We start from the raw sequence: 16,492 nt of genomic DNA on the forward strand, positions 1-16,492 counted from the left end.
ACGAATCCCCTCGGCGGACGAGGTGTGGGTGTGTGGGGCCGGCCGCTCGGGGCGGCGGGCGGGTCAGGCGGGTGAGAAGAGGTGGTCGCTGATGAGCCTGGCCGCGCCGGTGACTCCGGCGGCGGGTCCCAGCTCGCCCAGGACGATGGGTAGGTTGCCGGTGGCCAGCGGCAGGGAGCGCCGGTAGACCTGGGCCCGGACGGCGGCCAGCAGGGTGTGGCCGAGTCCGGTCACCCCGCCGCCGATCACCACCAGGGCGGGGTTGAAGAAGCTGACGAGGCCCGCGATGACCTGGCCGACGCGATTGCCGCCCTCGCGGATCAGGAGGAGCGAGGCGGCGTCCCCGGCGGCCGCGGCGGCGGCCACGTCCGCGGCGGTGAGCCGGCCGGACGCCTCCAGGCGGGCCGCGAGTTCCTCGGACCGTCCGGCGCGGGCCGCGTCCTCGGCGTCCCGGGCGAGCGCGGCGCCGCTGAAGTGGGCTTCCAGGCAGCCCTTGTTGCCGCAGGCGCAGAGCCGGCCGCCGGGTTCGACCTGGATGTGCCCGATGTCGCCGGCGCTGCCCGTCGCGCCCCGGTGGACGGTGCCCCCGACGACGATGCCGCAGCCGATGCCCGTACCGATCTTGACGCAGAGGAAGTCGCCCACGGAACGGGCGACGCCCGCCTGCTGCTCCCCCAGGGCCATCAGGTTCACGTCGTTGTCGACCATGACCGGGCAGCCCAGCTCCTGGCTGAGTGCCTCGCGGACCGGGAAGCCGTCCCAGCCGGGCATGATCGGGGGTGCGACGGGGACGCCCTCGGGGAAGCGGACCGGTCCGGGGACGCCGATCCCGGCGCCGTCGAAGCTGTCGGCGAGGCCGGAGTCCCGGAGCTTCGCCGCCAGGGACAGCACCTGTTCGAAGACCGCGACGGGTCCTTCGCGTACGTCCATGGGGTGGTTGAGGTGGCCCAGGACCTCCAGCTCCGCGTTGGTGACCGCCACGTCGACGGAGGTGGCGCCGATGTCGACGCCGAGGAAGCGCAGGTGCGGGGCGAGCCTGATGTTGTGCGAGCGGCGTCCGCCCCGGGATGCGGCGAGCCCGTCGGCGACGACGAGTCCGGTCTCCAGCAGCCGGTCGACCTCGACGGCCAGTTTGGACCGCGAGAGGTCGACCTGATCGCCCAGCTTCGCCCGGGAGTTGGGCCCACCGTCGCGCAACAGCTTGAGCAGTCGCGCCTGGTGGGCGTTCGCGGGTCGTGCCGTCATACGTCTCACGCGCCCCTCCCGCCTCGTCGGCCTGTCCGTCGGGCTTGGGAGGGGAACGTAGCAGCGGTTGCCGGGAGTGGGAAGAAGTCGCGCAGGAATCCGGCGAACTTTCTCCACTCCGAGGACAAAGAGCGCCGCTACGGGCAGCTGATCACCTGTCCCGCGTAGCTGAGGTTGCCGCCGAAGCCGAAGAGGAGGACCGGGGCGCCGCTGGGGATCTCGCCGCGTTCGACCAGCTTGGACAGGGCCATGGGGATGGAGGCGGCGGAGGTGTTGCCGGAGTCGACCACGTCGCGCGCGACGACGGCGTTGACCGCGCCGATCTTCCGGGCGACCGGCTCGATGATCCGCAGGTTGGCCTGGTGGAGGACGACCGCGGCCAGGTCCTCCGGGGTGAGGCCCGCCTTCTCGCACACCTTGCGGGCGATGGGGGGCAGCTGGGTGGTGGCCCAGCGGTACACGGACTGGCCCTCCTGCGCGAAGCGCGGCGGCGTCCCCTCGATGCGGACGGCGTCCCCCATGCCGGGGACCGACCCCCACAGCACCGGTCCGATCCCGGGACGCTCCGCACCCGGCGGGTCGGCGACGACGACGGCCGCACCGGCCCCGTCCCCCATCAGCACACAGCTGGAACGGTCGGTCCAGTCGACGATGTCGCCCATCTTGTCGGCGCCGATGACCAGGGCGCGGGTGGCGGCTCCGGCCCGCAGCGCGTGGTCGGCGGTGGCGAGAGCGTGGGTGAATCCGGAGCACACCACGTTGATGTCCATGACCGCGGGCGCCGTCATGCCGAGGCGGGCGGCGACCCGGGCCGACATGCTCGGGGAGCGGTCGATGGCGGTGGAGGTGGCGACCAGCACGAGGTCGATGTCGGACGGCTGGAGCCCGGCCGAGGCGAGGGCCTTGGCCGCCGCGTGCGCGGCCAGTTCGTCCACCGGCTCGTCGGGGCCGCCGATGTGGCGGGTCCTGATGCCGACGCGGCTGGTGATCCACTCGTCACTGGTGTCGACCATGGCCGCCAGATCGTGGTTGGTGAGCACCTTGGCGGGCTGGTAGTGGCCGAGCGCCACGACGCGTGAGCCGGTCATAAAGCAGGGTCCCCTCGCTCCATCTGTCAGGAACCAACCAGTCTTGGTCGCTACCGCCCGGTACGGGGGCAGGTGATCCCACAGGATTCCCGGCCCCGGCTTGGAGGGCTCGTCAGCAGCCCCCGGTGATCCGGGACCCGGCCCTCCGGTTGCGACGCCGTGGAGCCGGTGCGGGAGAATGGCGGCGGCGGGGCGCACCGAGGCCCCCTCACCTACAGAAATCAGGTCCAACGGTCATGGGACGGGTCACCGAGCGCCGCCGCACCATCCGCATCCGGGACGGGGCCGTCTCCACCCGCCCCGACACCCTCGTCGCCGAGGAGCCCCTGGAGATCCGGCTGAACGGGAAGCCGCTGGCCATCACCATGCGCACCCCGGGCGACGACTTCGCGCTGGCGGCGGGTTTCCTGGTGAGCGAGGGCGTCATCGGCGGCCAGGGCGATGTGCGGTCGATCGTGTACTGCGCGGGCGCGACCGCCGACGGGGCCAACACGTACAACGTGGTGGACGTGGGGCTCGCACCGGGCGTCGAGGTCCCCGACATCACGCTGGAGCGCAACGTCTACACCACGTCGTCCTGCGGGCTGTGCGGCAAGGCCAGTCTGGACGCCGTCCGCACCACGACGCGGCATCCGGTCGCCGACGCTCCCCCGCTGCTGCTGGCCCCCTCGCTGCTGGCCGGGCTGCCGGACCGGCTGCGGGCCGCCCAGCGGGTCTTCGACCGGACCGGGGGCCTGCACGCGGCGGCGCTGTTCTCGGAGACCGGCGAGCTGATGGACGTACGGGAGGACGTCGGGCGGCACAACGCGGTCGACAAGCTGGTGGGCCGGGCGCTGACGGACGGGCGGCTGCCGCTGTCCCGGTCGGTCCTGCTGGTGTCGGGGCGGGCCTCGTTCGAGCTGGCGCAGAAGGCGGTGATGGCCGGGATACCGGTGCTGGCGGCCGTCTCGGCGCCCTCGTCCCTCGCCGTGGACCTGGCGGCCGAGACGGGCCTGACCCTGGTCGGCTTCCTGCGGGGTCCCTCGATGAACGTGTACGCGGGAGAGCACCGCATCGCGCTGGACGCGGGTCAGCCCACCGGTACGGCCTCCGGCGACGCCGTGTCCTGAGCGTCGCGGGAGCGCCGCTTGGCGATCACCGCGCAGACCATGAGCTGCATCTGGTGGAAGAGCATCAGCGGCAGCACCGCCAGGCTCGCCTGCGCGCCGAAGAGGACGCTGGCCATGGGCAGCCCGGAGGCCAGGCTCTTCTTGGAGCCGGCGAACTGGATCGCGACGCGGTCGGCGCGGCCGAAGCCGAGGCGCTTCGCGCCGTACCAGGTCACCGTGAGCATCAGCGCGAGCAGCACCGCCTCGGCGGCGAGGAGCGCGCCGAGCCGGGCCGGGGTCACCTGGCCCCAGATGCCGGCGACCATGCCCTCGCTGAACGCGGTGTAGACGACGAGCAGGATCGAGCCCCGGTCGACCAGTCCGACGACCTTGCGGTGGCGGGCGACGAATCCCCCGACGCGGCGGCGCAGCAGCTGGCCCAGGGCGAACGGCAGCAGCAGCTGGGCGCCGATCTTGAGCAGGGCGTCGCCGGAGAACCCGCCCCCGTCGCCGCCGAGCAGCGCGGCGGCGAGGACCGGGGTGAGGAAGATCCCGGCGATCGAGGAGAAGGACCCCGCGCAGATCGCGGCGGGGACATTGCCCCGGGCGATCGAGGTGAACGCGATCGAGGACTGGATGGTCGAGGGGACGAGGCACAGGAAGAGGAAGCCGCTCTGCAACTGCGGCGACAGGACGTACGGCACGAGGCCCGCGCTCGCCAGACCCAGCAGCGGGAAGACGACGAAGGTGCAGGCCAGGACCGTGAGGTGGAGCCGCCAGTGGCGCAGCCCGTCCAGCGCCTCGGCCGTGGACAGGCGCGCCCCGTAGAGGAAGAAGAGGAGCGCGACCGCGCCGGTGGAGGCACCGCCGGCCACCTCGGCGGCGCCACCGGAGGCCGGCAGCAGCGCCGCGAGGAGGACGGTGCCGATCAGCGCCGCTATGTACGGGTCGACCGGCAGCCAGGACGGCGGCTGCGGGATGCGGCGGCGGCTCATGTGCTCCACGTTTCTCTCGATCGGGGTCGGGGCGTGCCCGGGAACCATCCTGCTCGGACGCCCTCCGATCGGGAAACCCGTACACCGCTCTGACTGTCATCACGATCCGCGATAGCCTGCCCGGCATGTACGACCCCGCGCAGCTGCGCACCTTCCTGGCCGTCGCCCAGACCTTGTCCTTCACCGCCGCCGCCCGCCGCCTCGGGGTGCGGCAGTCCACGGTGAGCCAGCATGTGCGGCGGCTGGAGGACGCGACCGGGCGGCAGCTCTTCGCCCGGGACACCCACCGCGTCGATCTCACGGCGGACGGGGAGGCGATGCTCGGCTTCGCCCGGACGATCCTGGAGGCGCACGAGCGGGCGTCGGCGTACTTCACCGGGACGCGGCTGCGCGGGCGGCTGCGGTTCGGCGCCTCGGAGGACTTCGTGCAGACCCGGCTGCCGGAGATCCTCCAGACGTTCCGGCGCGACCATCCGGAGGTCGAGCTGGAGCTGACCGTGGAGCTGTCGGGGACCCTGCACCGGCAGCTGGAGGCGGGCCGTCTGGACCTGGTGCTGGCCAAGCGGCGGGCCGGGGACACCCACGGGCAGCTGGTGTGGCAGGACGCCCTGGTCTGGATCGGCGCCCCGGGGCTCCGGCTCGACCCGGACCGTCCGGTGCCGCTGGTCGTCTTCCCGCCGCCGGGCATCACCCGGGCGCGGGCCCTGGAGGTGCTGGAGGAGCAGGGCCGCTCCTGGCGGATCGCGTGCACGAGCGGCAGCCTCAGCGGTCTGGTGGCGGCGGCCCACGCGGGGCTCGGCGTGATGGCGCACACCCGGGGCCTGGTGCCGCCCGGCCTGGAGCCGGTGCCCGCCCGCGCGGGGCTGCCGGAGCTGGGCGCGGTGGACTTCGTCCTGCTGCACGGCAGGCGCCGGGGCGGGGCCCAGCAGGCGGCGGACGCGTTGGCGACGGCGATCCTGGCGGGCGGCGACCGGCTGATCCGGCCGGCGGGCGGGGTTCGTGGGCGGGAACCGGCATGACTCGGCTCCGCGCGGGGGAGAATGGCGGGGACGCGGCAGGTCCGCCGAACCGGGACGCGGCCGCCCCCCACCGGCAGTGATCGCGGCGTACAGATTCGGTGGAGATTCCCGCCCGAGCTGCTTACTCCACGGTCAGAAGCGCGCCCGAGCCTTGCCCACTTGGCCGGATTTCGGCCCCTGACCTGTGCATATACCAAGGGGTACGGGCCGTTCCGGACCCTCCCGCGCCGACGCCCGGTGGGGTAGCGTCGCGGCGCTGTGCGGAGCACCCCAAGGAGCAGGTCATTGCGCGAATTCACTGTCCCACCCATGGCGGCCGCGCCCCTCGTGGGCGGCCTCGCCGACGTCGTGTTCGACCATGCCGACGAGGAGCCGCACCGGGTCGCGCTCGGCCGGAAGGACGCGGACGGCAAGTGGCAGGACGTGACGTCGGCCGCGTTCCGCGACGAGGTGCTCGCCCTGGCCAAGGGGCTGATCGCGCACGGGGTGCGGTTCGGTGACCGGGTCGCCCTGATGTCGCGTACGCGCTACGAGTGGACGCTGTTCGACTTCGCGCTGTGGGCGGTGGGCGCCCAGTCGGTGCCGGTCTACCCGACGTCGTCCGCCGAGCAGGTGCTGTGGATGCTGCACGACGCCGAGGTGTCGGCGGTGATGGTGGAGCACGAGGACCACGCGATGACGGTGGCCTCGGTCATCGACCGCCTGCCGCAGCTGAAGCGGCTCTGGCAGCTGGACGCCGGCGCGGTGGCGGAGCTGGTCGAGGCGGGTGCGCACGTCGAGGACGAGGTGGTGCACCGGCACCGGCGGGCGGTGACCCCGGAGTCGGTGGCGACCGTCATCTACACCTCGGGCACCACGGGCCGCCCCAAGGGCTGTGTCCTCACGCACGCCAACTTCATGTTCGAGGCCGACACCATGGCCTCGCGCTGGGAGTCGGTCTTCCACTCCAGACCGGGCGACGAGGCGGTGACGCTGCTCTTCCTGCCGCTGGCGCACGTCTTCGGGCGGATGGTGGAGGTCACCGCGATCCGGGGCCGGGTCAAGCTGGGGCACCAGCCCGAGCTGTCCGCGAAGGCCCTGATGCCGGACCTCGTCTCGTTCCGGCCGACGTTCATCCTGGCGGTGCCGTACATCTTCGAGAAGGTCTTCAACGCGGCCCGGCGCAAGGCGGAGGCCGAGGGCAGGGCGGGGCCGTTCGACAAGGCCGTGGACATCGCCGTGAAGTACGCGGAGGCGATGGAGGCCCGGGCCTTCGGCACCGGCCCGGGACCGTCGGCCGGGCTGCGGATGCAGCACCAGTTCTTCGACAAGGTCGTGTACAAGAAGGTCCGCGAGGCGATGGGCGGCCGCATCCGGCACGCCATGTCCGGCGGCTCGGGCATGGAGCGCAGCCTCGGCCTGTTCTTCGCGGGCGCCGGGGTCACCGTGTACGAGGGGTACGGGCTGACCGAGACGACGGCGGCGGCCACCGCGAATCCGCCGGAGCGCACCCGGTACGGCACGGTCGGGCAGCCGATCCCCGGCAGCACGGTGCACATCGCGGAGGACGGGGAGGTGTGGGTGCACGGGAGCCATGTCTTCGGCGGGTACCTCGGCGACCCGAAGGCGACCGACGCGGTGCTCAACGACGGCTGGCTGGCCACCGGGGACCTGGGCTCGCTGGACGAGGACGGCTATCTGACGATCACCGGCCGGAAGAAGGAGATCCTGGTGACGTCCGGCGGCAAGAGCGTGTCGCCGGCCGCCCTGGAGGAACGGGTGCGGGCCCATCCGCTGGTGGCCCAGTGCATCGTCGTCGGCAACGACCGGCCCTATGTGGCGGCGCTGGTCACCGTCGACCAGGAGGCCGTGGAGCACTGGCTGACGATGCAGGGGCGGCAGCAGCTGGCCCCGGGCGAGCTGGTCCGCGACCCGGACCTGGAGATGGAGGTGCGCCGGGCCGTGGTGGCGGCGAACACCGCGGTCTCGCAGGCGGAGTCCATCCGTACGTTCCGCATCCTGGCGCACCAGTTCAGCGAGCAGCACGGGCTGCTCACCCCGTCGCTGAAGCTGAAGCGCAAGGCGATCGAGGCGGCGTACGAGACCGAGGTGGACGCGCTGTACCGCTGAGCGGACATCGGGACGGACCCTCGGGAATGCGTGGGCGTTCTTGATCGTTGACCCTGGGAGTCCCACCCCTCAACGTTAGGATCCTCAGCTCGTGAGCCAGGTCCCCTCCCTCACCCTCAACAACGGCGTCGAGATGCCCCAGCTCGGGTTCGGAGTCTGGCAGGTGCCGGACGACGAGGCGACGAAGGCGGTCGCCACCGCCATCGAGTCCGGGTACCGCAGCATCGACACCGCCGCGATCTACCAGAACGAGACGGGTACGGGCAAGGCCATCGCCGCCTCCGGCGTCGCCCGCGACGAGCTGTTCGTGACCACCAAGCTGTGGAACAGCGAGCAGGGCTACGACTCGACGCTGCGCGCCTTCGACGCCTCGCTGGAGAAGCTGGGCCTCGACTACGTCGACCTGTATCTGATCCACTGGCCGGTGCCCGCCAAGGACGCGTACGTCGACACCTACCGGGCGTTCGAGAAGATCTACGCCGACGGCCGCGCGAAGGCCATCGGTGTGTCGAACTTCCTCCCGGAGCACCTGGAGCGGCTGCTCGGTGAGACCTCCGTGGTGCCGGTGCTCAACCAGATCGAGCTGCACCCGCAGCTCCAGCAGGCCGAGTCCCGCGCCCTGCACGCCAAGCACGGCATCCTCACCGAGGCGTGGTCGCCGCTCGGTTCCGGCAAGGGCCTCCTTGAGGTCCCGACGGTTCTCGCGGTCGCCCGCAAGCACAACCGCACGCCCGCCCAGGCGGTGCTGCGCTGGCATCTCCAGACGGGCAACGTGGTGATCCCGAAGTCCGTGACGCCGTCGCGGATCGCGGAGAACATCGACGTGTTCGACTTCGAGCTGGACGCCGACGACCTGGCCGCCTTCGCGGCGCTGGACGAGGGCAAGCGGCTCGGCCCGAACCCGGGCGAGTTCAACGTCGGCGCCTGATCGCCGCGGTCCTACGGAACCGCCGCCCCGCTCGTACGCGAGCCGGGGCGGCGGTTTCGTCGTTACGGGGACGGCTCAGGCGTCGCGCCGGCCCAGGTGGAGGGTGCGGGCCAGGAGCAGGAAGACGTCCGGGCGGCGGTAGAGGGACGCCGGGTCCTCGGGGTCCAGGAGCCGGTCGAGCACGGCGAGGTCCTCGGCGTCCAGGCGGTCGCGCAGCCCGCCGCTGCGGCGGGTGAAGTCGGCGACCACCTGTTCGCGGGCCGCGTCGCCGAGGGGCGCGGGCAGGTCGAGCAGGAAGCTGCGGGTGCCCTGCGGGGTGAGGCCGGCCGCGTCGAAGAGGGCGGCCCAGTTCTCGACCTCGCGCCGGGCGTCGGGCAGCTCCGCGCGCATCTCCTGGAAGAGTTCCGCCTCGGCGGCCTCCATCCGGGCCTCGATCCCGGGCCTGCCGAAGCCCAGGTCGCGCGGCAGCTGCCGGGCCTGGAGCCCGCCCTCGACCAGGGCGACGGTGCCGCCGGGGCGCAGCAGCCCGCCGAATCCGGCGAGCACGGCGCGCTGGTCGCCCATGTGGTGCAGGGTGTTCCCGGCCCAGATCAGGTCGGCCTCGCCCAGGGCGGACAGCTCGTCGGGGAGGGTGGCGTGCAGGGTGGTGACGCGGCCGTCGAGCCCGAGCCGGCGCGCCCGGTCCCGGGTGCGGTCGAGGAGGGCGGGGGTGCCGTCGACGGCGACGACCTCGGCGTCCGGGAAGACCTCGGCGAGCAGGCAGGCGACCACCCCGGGTCCGGCGCCGACGTCGAGGACCCGGCGGACCTTCGGGGCGGTGGGCAGGGCGGCGATCCAGCGGGCCGCCTCGGTGTACTGCGCGCTGCTCAGCTCGGCGTTGCGCTCCAGGAGCGGGGCCATGACGTCCCAGTCGGGTTCGGACCCGCCGTGGTGGTGCCCGTGCGCGGAGGGCTCGTGGTGCAGGCCCTGGTGGCCGTCGTGGTGGTGGCCGTGGCCGGAGTGGTTGCTCATGGCACCAGGGTCACCGCACCCCGCCGCATGGGCAAACTTCCTTGCCGTTCCGGCAAGCCGCCCGGGTCGGGCTACCCGCGCCGGAAGGCCAGCAGCCGGTACTCCGGGTCGGCGCGCCCGCGCTCCTGGTCCGGCAGGGCGGCCAGGACCCGGACGAGCTGTTCGGCGGCGTCTCCCGGCAGGACCAGGCGGGAGGCGTAGTAGCCCCGGCGGACCGCGCGTGCCGCGCTCACCGGTGACCGGCCCTGCCCGTGTCCGGTGAAGAACGCGTCCCCCACCACTTCGAGGCCGCCCGCCGCCGCATGGGCGACGACCAGGTCCGTACCGTCGGCCGGGGTCGGCGCCAGATACGGGGCGAACGCCTCGTCGATGTCGCTGCCCACGTCGTGCGCGGCGTCCTTGTCGACGGTGGTGACGAACACCCCGCCCGGCCGCAGCACACGCGCCGCCTCGGCCACCACCGCCGGGACCGTGCCCGGTTCGCGCAGCAGATGCAGCAGCCAGACGGCGCTGACCGCGTCCACCGCCGCGTCGGGCAGCGGCAGTCGGCGGGCGTCGGCGAGCACGACGGCGCCGACGCGCTGCCGGGCGACGACGGCCATGCCGTGCGCGGCGTCGGACCCGGTCACCCGCAGCCCGGGGCGGCCGGCGGCGATGCGGCCGGTGACCAGCCCCGTACCGCAGCCGATGTCGAGCAGGGTGCGCGCCGTGTCCGGTACCAGGCCCAGCACGGCGGTGGCCGCCGCCTCGGCGCGCGGCAGCCCGCCGCGCGTGGCGTCGTAGACCTTGGCCTCTTCGTTGTAATCCAGCATCGGAAGGCGACTCTAGGCCATGACCGCCGACCGCGGGCGCGATCCAGAGGTCTGAACCACCGACGTATTGCCGTGCGGCTACGGGGGCCATAACGTGCGCTGATGGAGCTGGAGTTGCGCCATCTGCGAACCGTACGTGCCATCGCCGACACGGGCAGCCTGACCAAGGCCGCCACCGCGCTGGGCCTCGCGCAGCCCGCGCTCAGCGCACAGCTGCGGCGGATCGAGAAGGCGCTCGGCGGCCCGCTGTTCGACCGCGACCACACGGGCGCGCGGGTGACGCCGCTGGGCGAACTGGTCCTGGAGCGGGCCCGGATCGTGCTGCCCGCCGTCAGCGAACTCCAGGAGGAGGCCGTCCGGTTCGCCAACGCGATGGGGTCCATGGAGCGGTTCCGGCTGGGCGGCACGCACGGCCCGCTGCTCGGCGGCCTGGTGGACCGGCTGGCCACCGCCCACCCGGCGGCGCCGGTGTCCACGTACACCTCCTGGTCGGTGGCCGAGATCGCATCCCAACTGGTGGACGGACGGCTCGACTTCGCGCTCATCGGGACCTGCGGCGAGAGCGCCCCGCCGGACGCGGACCGGCTGGAGTGGCAGGTCGTCGGCGTCGATCCGGTCTTCGTGATGCTGCCGGAGACCCATCCGCTGTCCGGCCGGGGCGAGTTGGAGCTGTCCGAGCTGGCGGAGGAGTGCTGGGCGGACGTGCCGGGCGACGGCTGTTTCGCGGACTGCTTCGTGGCGGCGTGCGCGCGGGCCGGCTTCCGCCCGGTGTCGGTGTACGAGACGGACACCTCGTCGGTCGTCCATCTCGTCCAGGTGGGGCGCGCGGTGGGGCTCTGCCGGGCGACGTTCCCGCCGACGCCGGGGGTGGTGACGCTGCCGGTCGCCGGGGCGCCGCTCAGCTGGCGCCATCTGCTGGGCTGGCATCCCCGCTCGGCCGCCGCGTCGGCGGCGGCCGGTGCGGTGAGCGGGCACACCCGGGCGGCGTACGCCCAGGCGGTGGAGCGCAGCGAGAGCTACACGCGCTGGCTCGCCACCCACCCCGGGTTCGGTGCCCCGGTGTGAGGGGCTACTCCGCCCCGTGGCCGGGTGCCACCGCCGCGACCCGGGCGGCGAGGCCGAGATCCTTCTCGGTGACCTTGCCGCCCGCGTCGTGCGAGTTCACCCACAGGGCGACGGTGTTGTAGCCGAGCGTCAGATCGCTGTGGTGGTTCAGCTCGTCCTGGATCGCGGCGACGTGCATCGCGAGCGCGGCGGCGGCGAAGTGCGAGGGCAGCCGGTAGGTGCGGCCGATCCGGTCCCCCTCCAGCGACCAGCCGGGCAGCTCGCGCAGCCGGTCCTCGATCTCGTTCCGCGGCAGCGGTGCGGCGGGCATGGGGCGGCTCCCTCACTGGTGGTCGATGCCGGTCGGCGGTGCCGGTGACGTTACGGTCTCCGTATGACAACTGTCGCGCCCGACACGGGGGTAGGGCCGCTGCTGCGCAGCTGGCGGGAGCGGCGCCGGGTCAGTCAGCTGGAGCTCGCACTGCGGGCCGGCTCCTCGGCGCGGCACATCTCGTTCATCGAAACGGGCCGCTCGCGCCCCAGCGAGGAGATGGTGCTGAGGCTCGCCGAGCACCTGGACGTACCGGTACGGGAGCGCAACGCCCTGCTGGTGATGGCGGGTTACGCCCCGCAGTACGCGGAGACCGCGCTCGACGACCCGGCGCTGGGGGCGCTCCGGGACGGCCTCGACCGGCTGCTGCGGGGCTACGACCCGTATCCGGCGTTCGTCGTGGACGGGACGTACACCGTGGTGGCGGCCAATCAGGGGATGACCCGGCTGCTGGACGGCGTCCCGGAACACCTCCTGGCCCCGCCGCTGAACGCGATGCGGCTCACCCTGCACCCGGAGGGCCTGGCCCCGCGCATCCGGAACCTCCGCGCGTGGCGGGCGGACCTCCTCGCGCAGATGGAGCGCCGGATCGCGCTGGTCCGTTCGCCGGAGCTGCGCGCGCTGTACGAGGAGGTGGCGGGCTATCCGCTGCCGGTGGGGCCCGGCGGGGACCAGGACTGGCAGCCGCCCTCGTCGTCGGTGCCGTTCGCCCTGCCGCTGGTCATCGAGCACGCGGGGCAGGTGCTGTCGTTCGTCGCCTCGATCGCCACGTTCAACACGCCGATGGACGTGACGGTGGCCGAGCTGGCCATCGAGACGCTGCTCCCGGCCGACGCGGACACCTCCGCCTATCTGCGCTCGCTGGTGCCCTGAGGGCGGACCGGGCCCGTGTCCGCCGGTTCCGGTGACACGGGCCCGTACGCGTTACACCCGCGCCCCGTTGTCGTACGGGTCGCGGCGCCCGGCGCGCTGCCGGGCGCGCGGGGTCCGGGTGCGGGTGGGCGGCGGGACCTTGCCGGCCCGTTCCAGCAGCAGCGCGGCCGGTACGGCGGTCATCACCGAGGAGTACGTCCCGACGACGATGCCGATCAGCAGGGCGAGCGCGAAGTCCTCCAGCGAGTCGCCGCCGAGGACGGCGAGGGCGGTGAGGATGAACAGCGCGCCCATCCCGGTGTTCACCGTCCGGGGCACGGTTTGCAGCACCGCCCGGTTGGCCACCTCCGCGAGGGGGGTGCGGCGGGCTCTCGCCCACAGCTCCCGCACCCGGTCGAAGACGACGACCGAGTCGTTGACGGAGTACCCGATGACGGTGAGGAGCGCCGCCAGGAAGATGCCGTCCACGGTGCGTCCCAGCCAGGCGAAGACCCCGATCAGGATGATCACATCGTGCACGAGCGCCCCGACCGAGGCGACGGCGAACGTCCAGCGGAACCGGATCGCCAGATAGGCCAGTTGCACGCATACGGCGATGGCCAGGGCGATCAGCGCGTTGCGCCGCAGTTCGTCGCCGAGGCTGGGGCCGATCAGTTCGTCGCGGACCTTGGTGGTCTCGCCGCCCTCGGCGGCCAGGGCGGCCCGCAGCGCGTGTTCGCCGTCGTTGTCGAGTTCCCCGGTGCGCACGGAGATGTCGCCCGCCCCGGCCGTGGTGACCTCGGCGTCCTCGAACCCGGCGCCCGCGAGTGCGGTACGCGCGGTCTCGACGTCCACGGGGCGGCTGGTGGAGTACTCGACCAGCCGGCCGCCGGTGAACTCGACGCCCAGATTGACCCCGCGCACCAGGATGCCCGCGACGGCCACCGCGACGAGGACGGCGGAGACCGTCAGCCAGCGGCGCGGGGAGCGCATCGGCTGCGGGTCGCGCCGGGTGAGCCAGGTCCGCACCCGGCCCGGGATCGCGATGCCGTTGACGCCCCGGTAGTCCGCGACGAACCGCGAGTGCGCCGCGATCTCGGTGAGGGCGCGGGCGACGACCAGCGCGGAGAACATCGAGGCGAGGACGCCGATGGCGAGCGTGACCCCGAACCCCTTGACCGGTCCGGAGCCGAGGAAGAACAGCAGCCCGGCCGCGATGAGCGTCGTCACGTTGGAGTCGGCGACGGCCGTCCAGGCGCCCTTGAACCCGGCGGCGAGCGAGGCCCGCAGGCTCTTTCCGGGCCGCCCGGCGTACTCCTCCCGGGCCCGTTCGAATACCAGCACGTTCGCGTCGACGGCCATGCCGATCGCCAGCACGAAACCGGCGAGCCCGGGCAGGGTCAGCGTGACGCCGAGGGCGACGAGGGCGGCGTACGAGATGACTCCGTACGCCGCCAGCGCCACGGCGGCGAGGGCGCCGAACAGGCGGTAGATCACGATGATGAACAGGGCGGTGGCCGCGGCGCCGATCAGGGCAGCCCGCGCGCTGGCGTCGATCGCGGCGGCGCCGAGCGTCGGCCCGACCGTCCGCTGCTCCACGATCTCGACGGGCACGGGCAGGGCGCCGCCCTCGATCAGCAGGGCGAGTTCGCGGGCCTCGTCCGCGCTGAACGAGCCGGTGATCTGGGTGGAGCCGGAGGGCAGGCCCGAACCGCAGGAGACGGTCGGCGAGACCTGGGGCGAGGAGATCACCCGCTTGTCGAGCACGATGGCGACCCGGCGCCGCTCGTCCTGCACCGGGTGGCAGGCCGCCTCGCCGGTCAGCCGGGTCCAGTCCCGGCCGGCGTCCTTGTGGAAGTCGAGGGACACGGTCCAGCCCGCGCCCTGCTGGGCGTCGAACGAGGCGGTCGCCTCCTTGACCCCGGCGCCGGAGAGCGCGACGGGCCCGAGGGCCAGTTCGCGGCCCTGCTCGTCGGGGAGGGTCAGCCCCTTGCCGTCCCCGGCGGGTTCGCCCACGCCCCGGACGGCGTGGAAGGTCAGCTGGGCGGTCTTGCCGATGACCGCGGCGGCCTTGCGGGGGTCCTGGACGTCCGGCAGCTCCACGATGATCCGGTCCTCGCCGGACCGGGTGAGGACCGGCTCGGTCACCCCGAGCGAGTCGATGCGCCGCCGCAGCACCTCCAGGGTGCGGTCGGTGCTCTCGCGGTCGGCCTTCGCGGTGTCGGAGTCCTGGGCCTGGAGCACCATGCGGGTGCCGCCCTGGAGATCCAGGCCGAGTCTGGGCGACATGGTCAGCGTGATGAGCACGGAGACGAGCAGCACGGCCGCAGCCAGAACCGCCCGCACCGTGGTGGCGCGCGTCATTGCGGGTTTCCTCCGAGGGGCGCCGGACACGCCCCTCACCCGGTCAGGACGGCGGGAGCGGCACGGCGTTGATGGATCGCGGGACCGGCAAGCGGCCCCCGGGCCGGTGGACACCGGCACTCGGAGGCCCGCGCACCCCGGGCAGCCCCACGCGCGGGCGCTGGACGGCGGAGGCGGGGGCGGTACGGACGGACCACGGCACGGAGCGCGGAAGCGGGGCCCGCGCGGGACACGGGACGAGCCCGCCGGGGCCGGGCGGGGGCAACTGGTGTGCGGTACGGGGGTGCTCGGCGGCGACCCACGGGGTGGCGCCCGGGCCCCGCTCGACGGTGGCGGGGGGCGGGACGGGCGGACCTGGCGGGGCGGCACGGCGCGCGTCGGCGCCATCCGGCGTGGCGGACCGCTCGGCGGTCGCCGGGCGTACGGGGATGCTGCGGGCGGTCGTTGCGGTGGCTGCGGGGGTCGCGGGAAGCGCGGTCGTCGCGGGCGTCGCGGGTGTCGCCGCCGTCGCGGGCGTCGCGGGAAGCGCGGGCGTCGCGGTCATCGCGGGCGTCGCGGGCGCCGCCGTCGCGGACAGCGCCGCCGTCGCGCGTCCGGGCAGGGCCGTCGCGCCCGCCGCAGGCGCCCCGCCGAGGAGGGCGGCCACGGCGAGGAGCAGCGCCAGCAGGCAGTGGCGCGCGGCGGACGGGCGCCCCGGGTGCGCCTTCCCCGGGGGCGGCCCCGGGAGCGGGCTCACCGGGGGCGGCCGGGCAGGGCGGGCGCCGTGGCGTGGCGGAGGACGGAGCTGAGGACCCGTCCGGCCCCGCGCACGACCGTGGTCGCCGGGTCGTCCGTGCGCCGGACCGGGACGCCGAGGCGGACCGCTATCCGGTTGGTGACGTCCGGCCGCAGCGCACCGCCTCCGGCGAGCAACGGGCCCCTGCGCAGGGCGCCGAGCAGCGCGCCGTGCGGGTCCTGCCGCCACATGGCCATGACCATGTCCAGGACGGCGCGGACGGCGGCGGTGGGCGGTTCGCCCGGGTCCAGGTCGCTGAGCCCGGTCTCGGCGAGGCGCGCGTCGCGCACCAGGCCGTCCACGAGCAGGGTCGCCTCGGTCAGCTCGGCCCCGATGTCGAGGACGAGGAGGGGACCGCCGTCCCCCGGCCCGGCGCACGCGGCGGCGGCGCGGGCGCTGTCCAGGACGATGACGTCCGAGGGGCCGAGCGCGCGGAGCAGGTCGCGGGCGGCGGCCCGGTGTCCGGGCCCGGCGAGCACGGGGTGGCTGAGGACGACGACCGCGTCCTCGCGGCGCTCCCCCAGGGCCCCGTCGGCGATGCGGGCCAGCATCCGGCCGCAGGATTCCGGGTCCACGATGCGGCCGCGCCGCACGGGCCGGCCGGGTCCGTACTCACCGGTCCCGTGGACGGTGTCCGCGACGATGCCCCGGCCGGGGACCCAGGCCCGGGTGCGGGAGCTGCCGAGGTCGAGGGCGAGGCCCCGGGTGGCGCCCCGGCCGTGCCGGTGGACGGAGCGGTCGTGCCGCCGTGCCTCGCGCAAAGAACGCATCGCCCCTCACCCCCGGCACGCAGCCGCGGCCGTACACACACCCAGTGACCCGCTGATCGCG

Annotated in this window: 15 protein-coding genes; 6 read left to right on the forward strand and 9 right to left on the reverse strand. The window is 74.0% G+C overall.

Features of this window, described 5'->3' with window-relative positions; all coding sequences use genetic code 11:
* Positions 1–63 precede the first annotated feature (63 nt).
* Both NEH16_RS03995 and NEH16_RS04000 read right to left on the reverse strand, forming a co-directional pair.
* On the reverse strand, positions 64–1,245 hold the full coding sequence (locus NEH16_RS03995) for an ROK family protein (protein ID WP_265539249.1): 1,182 nt from the start codon (positions 1,243–1,245) through the stop codon (positions 64–66).
* Between the two features lie 137 nt (positions 1,246–1,382).
* A complete protein-coding gene (locus NEH16_RS04000; RefSeq protein WP_073965798.1) occupies positions 1,383–2,333 on the reverse strand; it encodes a beta-ketoacyl-ACP synthase III in 951 nt (316 codons plus the stop codon).
* A gap of 236 nt (positions 2,334–2,569) precedes the next feature.
* On the opposite strand from NEH16_RS04000, the gene fdhD reads away from it, so the two are divergent.
* Positions 2,570–3,442, forward strand: a complete 873-nt coding sequence (gene fdhD, locus NEH16_RS04005) for a formate dehydrogenase accessory sulfurtransferase FdhD (RefSeq protein ID WP_265539251.1) — start codon at positions 2,570–2,572, stop codon at positions 3,440–3,442.
* Here the strand turns inward: fdhD and NEH16_RS04010 are convergent.
* Complete coding sequence (locus tag NEH16_RS04010; protein WP_265539253.1) at positions 3,403–4,416, reverse strand: bile acid:sodium symporter family protein; 1,014 nt, start codon at positions 4,414–4,416, stop codon at positions 3,403–3,405. The two genes, fdhD and NEH16_RS04010, sit on opposite strands and share 40 nt — an antisense overlap.
* A gap of 125 nt (positions 4,417–4,541) precedes the next feature.
* Between NEH16_RS04010 and NEH16_RS04015 the strand changes: the two genes are divergently transcribed.
* The 3 genes from NEH16_RS04015 to NEH16_RS04025 all read left to right on the forward strand — a co-directional run bounded on the left by NEH16_RS04015 (position 4,542) and on the right by NEH16_RS04025 (position 8,472).
* The gene (locus NEH16_RS04015) at positions 4,542–5,435 is read left to right on the forward strand and encodes a LysR family transcriptional regulator (protein ID WP_265539255.1); all 894 of its coding nucleotides are present in this window, start codon (positions 4,542–4,544) and stop codon (positions 5,433–5,435) included.
* A gap of 309 nt (positions 5,436–5,744) precedes the next feature.
* On the forward strand, positions 5,745–7,544 hold the full coding sequence (locus NEH16_RS04020; protein ID WP_265539257.1) for an AMP-dependent synthetase/ligase: 1,800 nt from the start codon (positions 5,745–5,747) through the stop codon (positions 7,542–7,544).
* 91 nt (positions 7,545–7,635) lie between these two features.
* Positions 7,636–8,472, forward strand: coding sequence for an aldo/keto reductase (locus NEH16_RS04025; protein ID WP_265539258.1), 837 nt, complete (start codon positions 7,636–7,638; stop codon positions 8,470–8,472).
* A 75-nt stretch (positions 8,473–8,547) separates the two neighbouring features.
* Here the strand turns inward: NEH16_RS04025 and NEH16_RS04030 are convergent, their stop codons facing one another.
* Both NEH16_RS04030 and NEH16_RS04035 read right to left on the reverse strand, forming a co-directional pair.
* On the reverse strand, positions 8,548–9,483 hold the full coding sequence (locus NEH16_RS04030) for a class I SAM-dependent methyltransferase (protein ID WP_265539260.1): 936 nt from the start codon (positions 9,481–9,483) through the stop codon (positions 8,548–8,550).
* A 71-nt stretch (positions 9,484–9,554) separates the two neighbouring features.
* Positions 9,555–10,295 carry a class I SAM-dependent methyltransferase gene (locus tag NEH16_RS04035; protein WP_265539262.1) on the reverse strand — a complete coding sequence of 247 codons (741 nt, stop codon included), beginning with the start codon at positions 10,293–10,295 and terminating at the stop codon, positions 9,555–9,557.
* 102 nt (positions 10,296–10,397) lie between these two features.
* Between NEH16_RS04035 and NEH16_RS04040 the strand changes: the two genes are divergently transcribed.
* Positions 10,398–11,360, forward strand: a complete 963-nt coding sequence (locus NEH16_RS04040) for a LysR family transcriptional regulator (RefSeq protein ID WP_265539263.1) — start codon at positions 10,398–10,400, stop codon at positions 11,358–11,360.
* A 4-nt stretch (positions 11,361–11,364) separates the two neighbouring features.
* Here NEH16_RS04040 and NEH16_RS04045 read toward each other — a convergent pair whose 3' ends face one another.
* Positions 11,365–11,670 (reverse strand): 4a-hydroxytetrahydrobiopterin dehydratase, encoded by a 306-nt coding sequence (locus tag NEH16_RS04045; protein WP_073965807.1) that lies wholly within the window; start codon positions 11,668–11,670, stop codon positions 11,365–11,367.
* 63 nt (positions 11,671–11,733) lie between these two features.
* On the opposite strand from NEH16_RS04045, the gene NEH16_RS04050 reads away from it, so the two are divergent.
* Positions 11,734–12,543 carry a helix-turn-helix domain-containing protein gene (locus NEH16_RS04050; protein ID WP_265539265.1) on the forward strand — a complete coding sequence of 270 codons (810 nt, stop codon included), beginning with the start codon at positions 11,734–11,736 and terminating at the stop codon, positions 12,541–12,543.
* Between the two features lie 51 nt (positions 12,544–12,594).
* On the opposite strand, the gene secD is transcribed toward NEH16_RS04050, so the two are convergent.
* Genes secD through NEH16_RS04065 form a run of 3 tightly spaced genes read right to left on the reverse strand, consistent with a single transcriptional unit; the run spans position 12,595 to position 16,431 of the window.
* A complete protein-coding gene (gene secD / locus NEH16_RS04055; RefSeq protein ID WP_265539267.1) occupies positions 12,595–14,886 on the reverse strand; it encodes a protein translocase subunit SecD in 2,292 nt (763 codons plus the stop codon).
* A gap of 43 nt (positions 14,887–14,929) precedes the next feature.
* The gene (locus NEH16_RS04060; RefSeq protein WP_265539270.1) at positions 14,930–15,622 is read right to left on the reverse strand and encodes a hypothetical protein; all 693 of its coding nucleotides are present in this window, start codon (positions 15,620–15,622) and stop codon (positions 14,930–14,932) included.
* Positions 15,619–16,431, reverse strand: coding sequence for a rod shape-determining protein (locus NEH16_RS04065; protein ID WP_265539272.1), 813 nt, complete (start codon positions 16,429–16,431; stop codon positions 15,619–15,621). Before NEH16_RS04065 ends, NEH16_RS04060 begins: the two co-directional genes overlap by 4 nt.
* Positions 16,432–16,492: the final 61 nt, after the last annotated feature.

The sequence above is a fragment of the Streptomyces drozdowiczii genome (genome assembly GCF_026167665.1).
GTDB lineage: Bacteria > Actinomycetota > Actinomycetes > Streptomycetales > Streptomycetaceae > Streptomyces > Streptomyces drozdowiczii_A.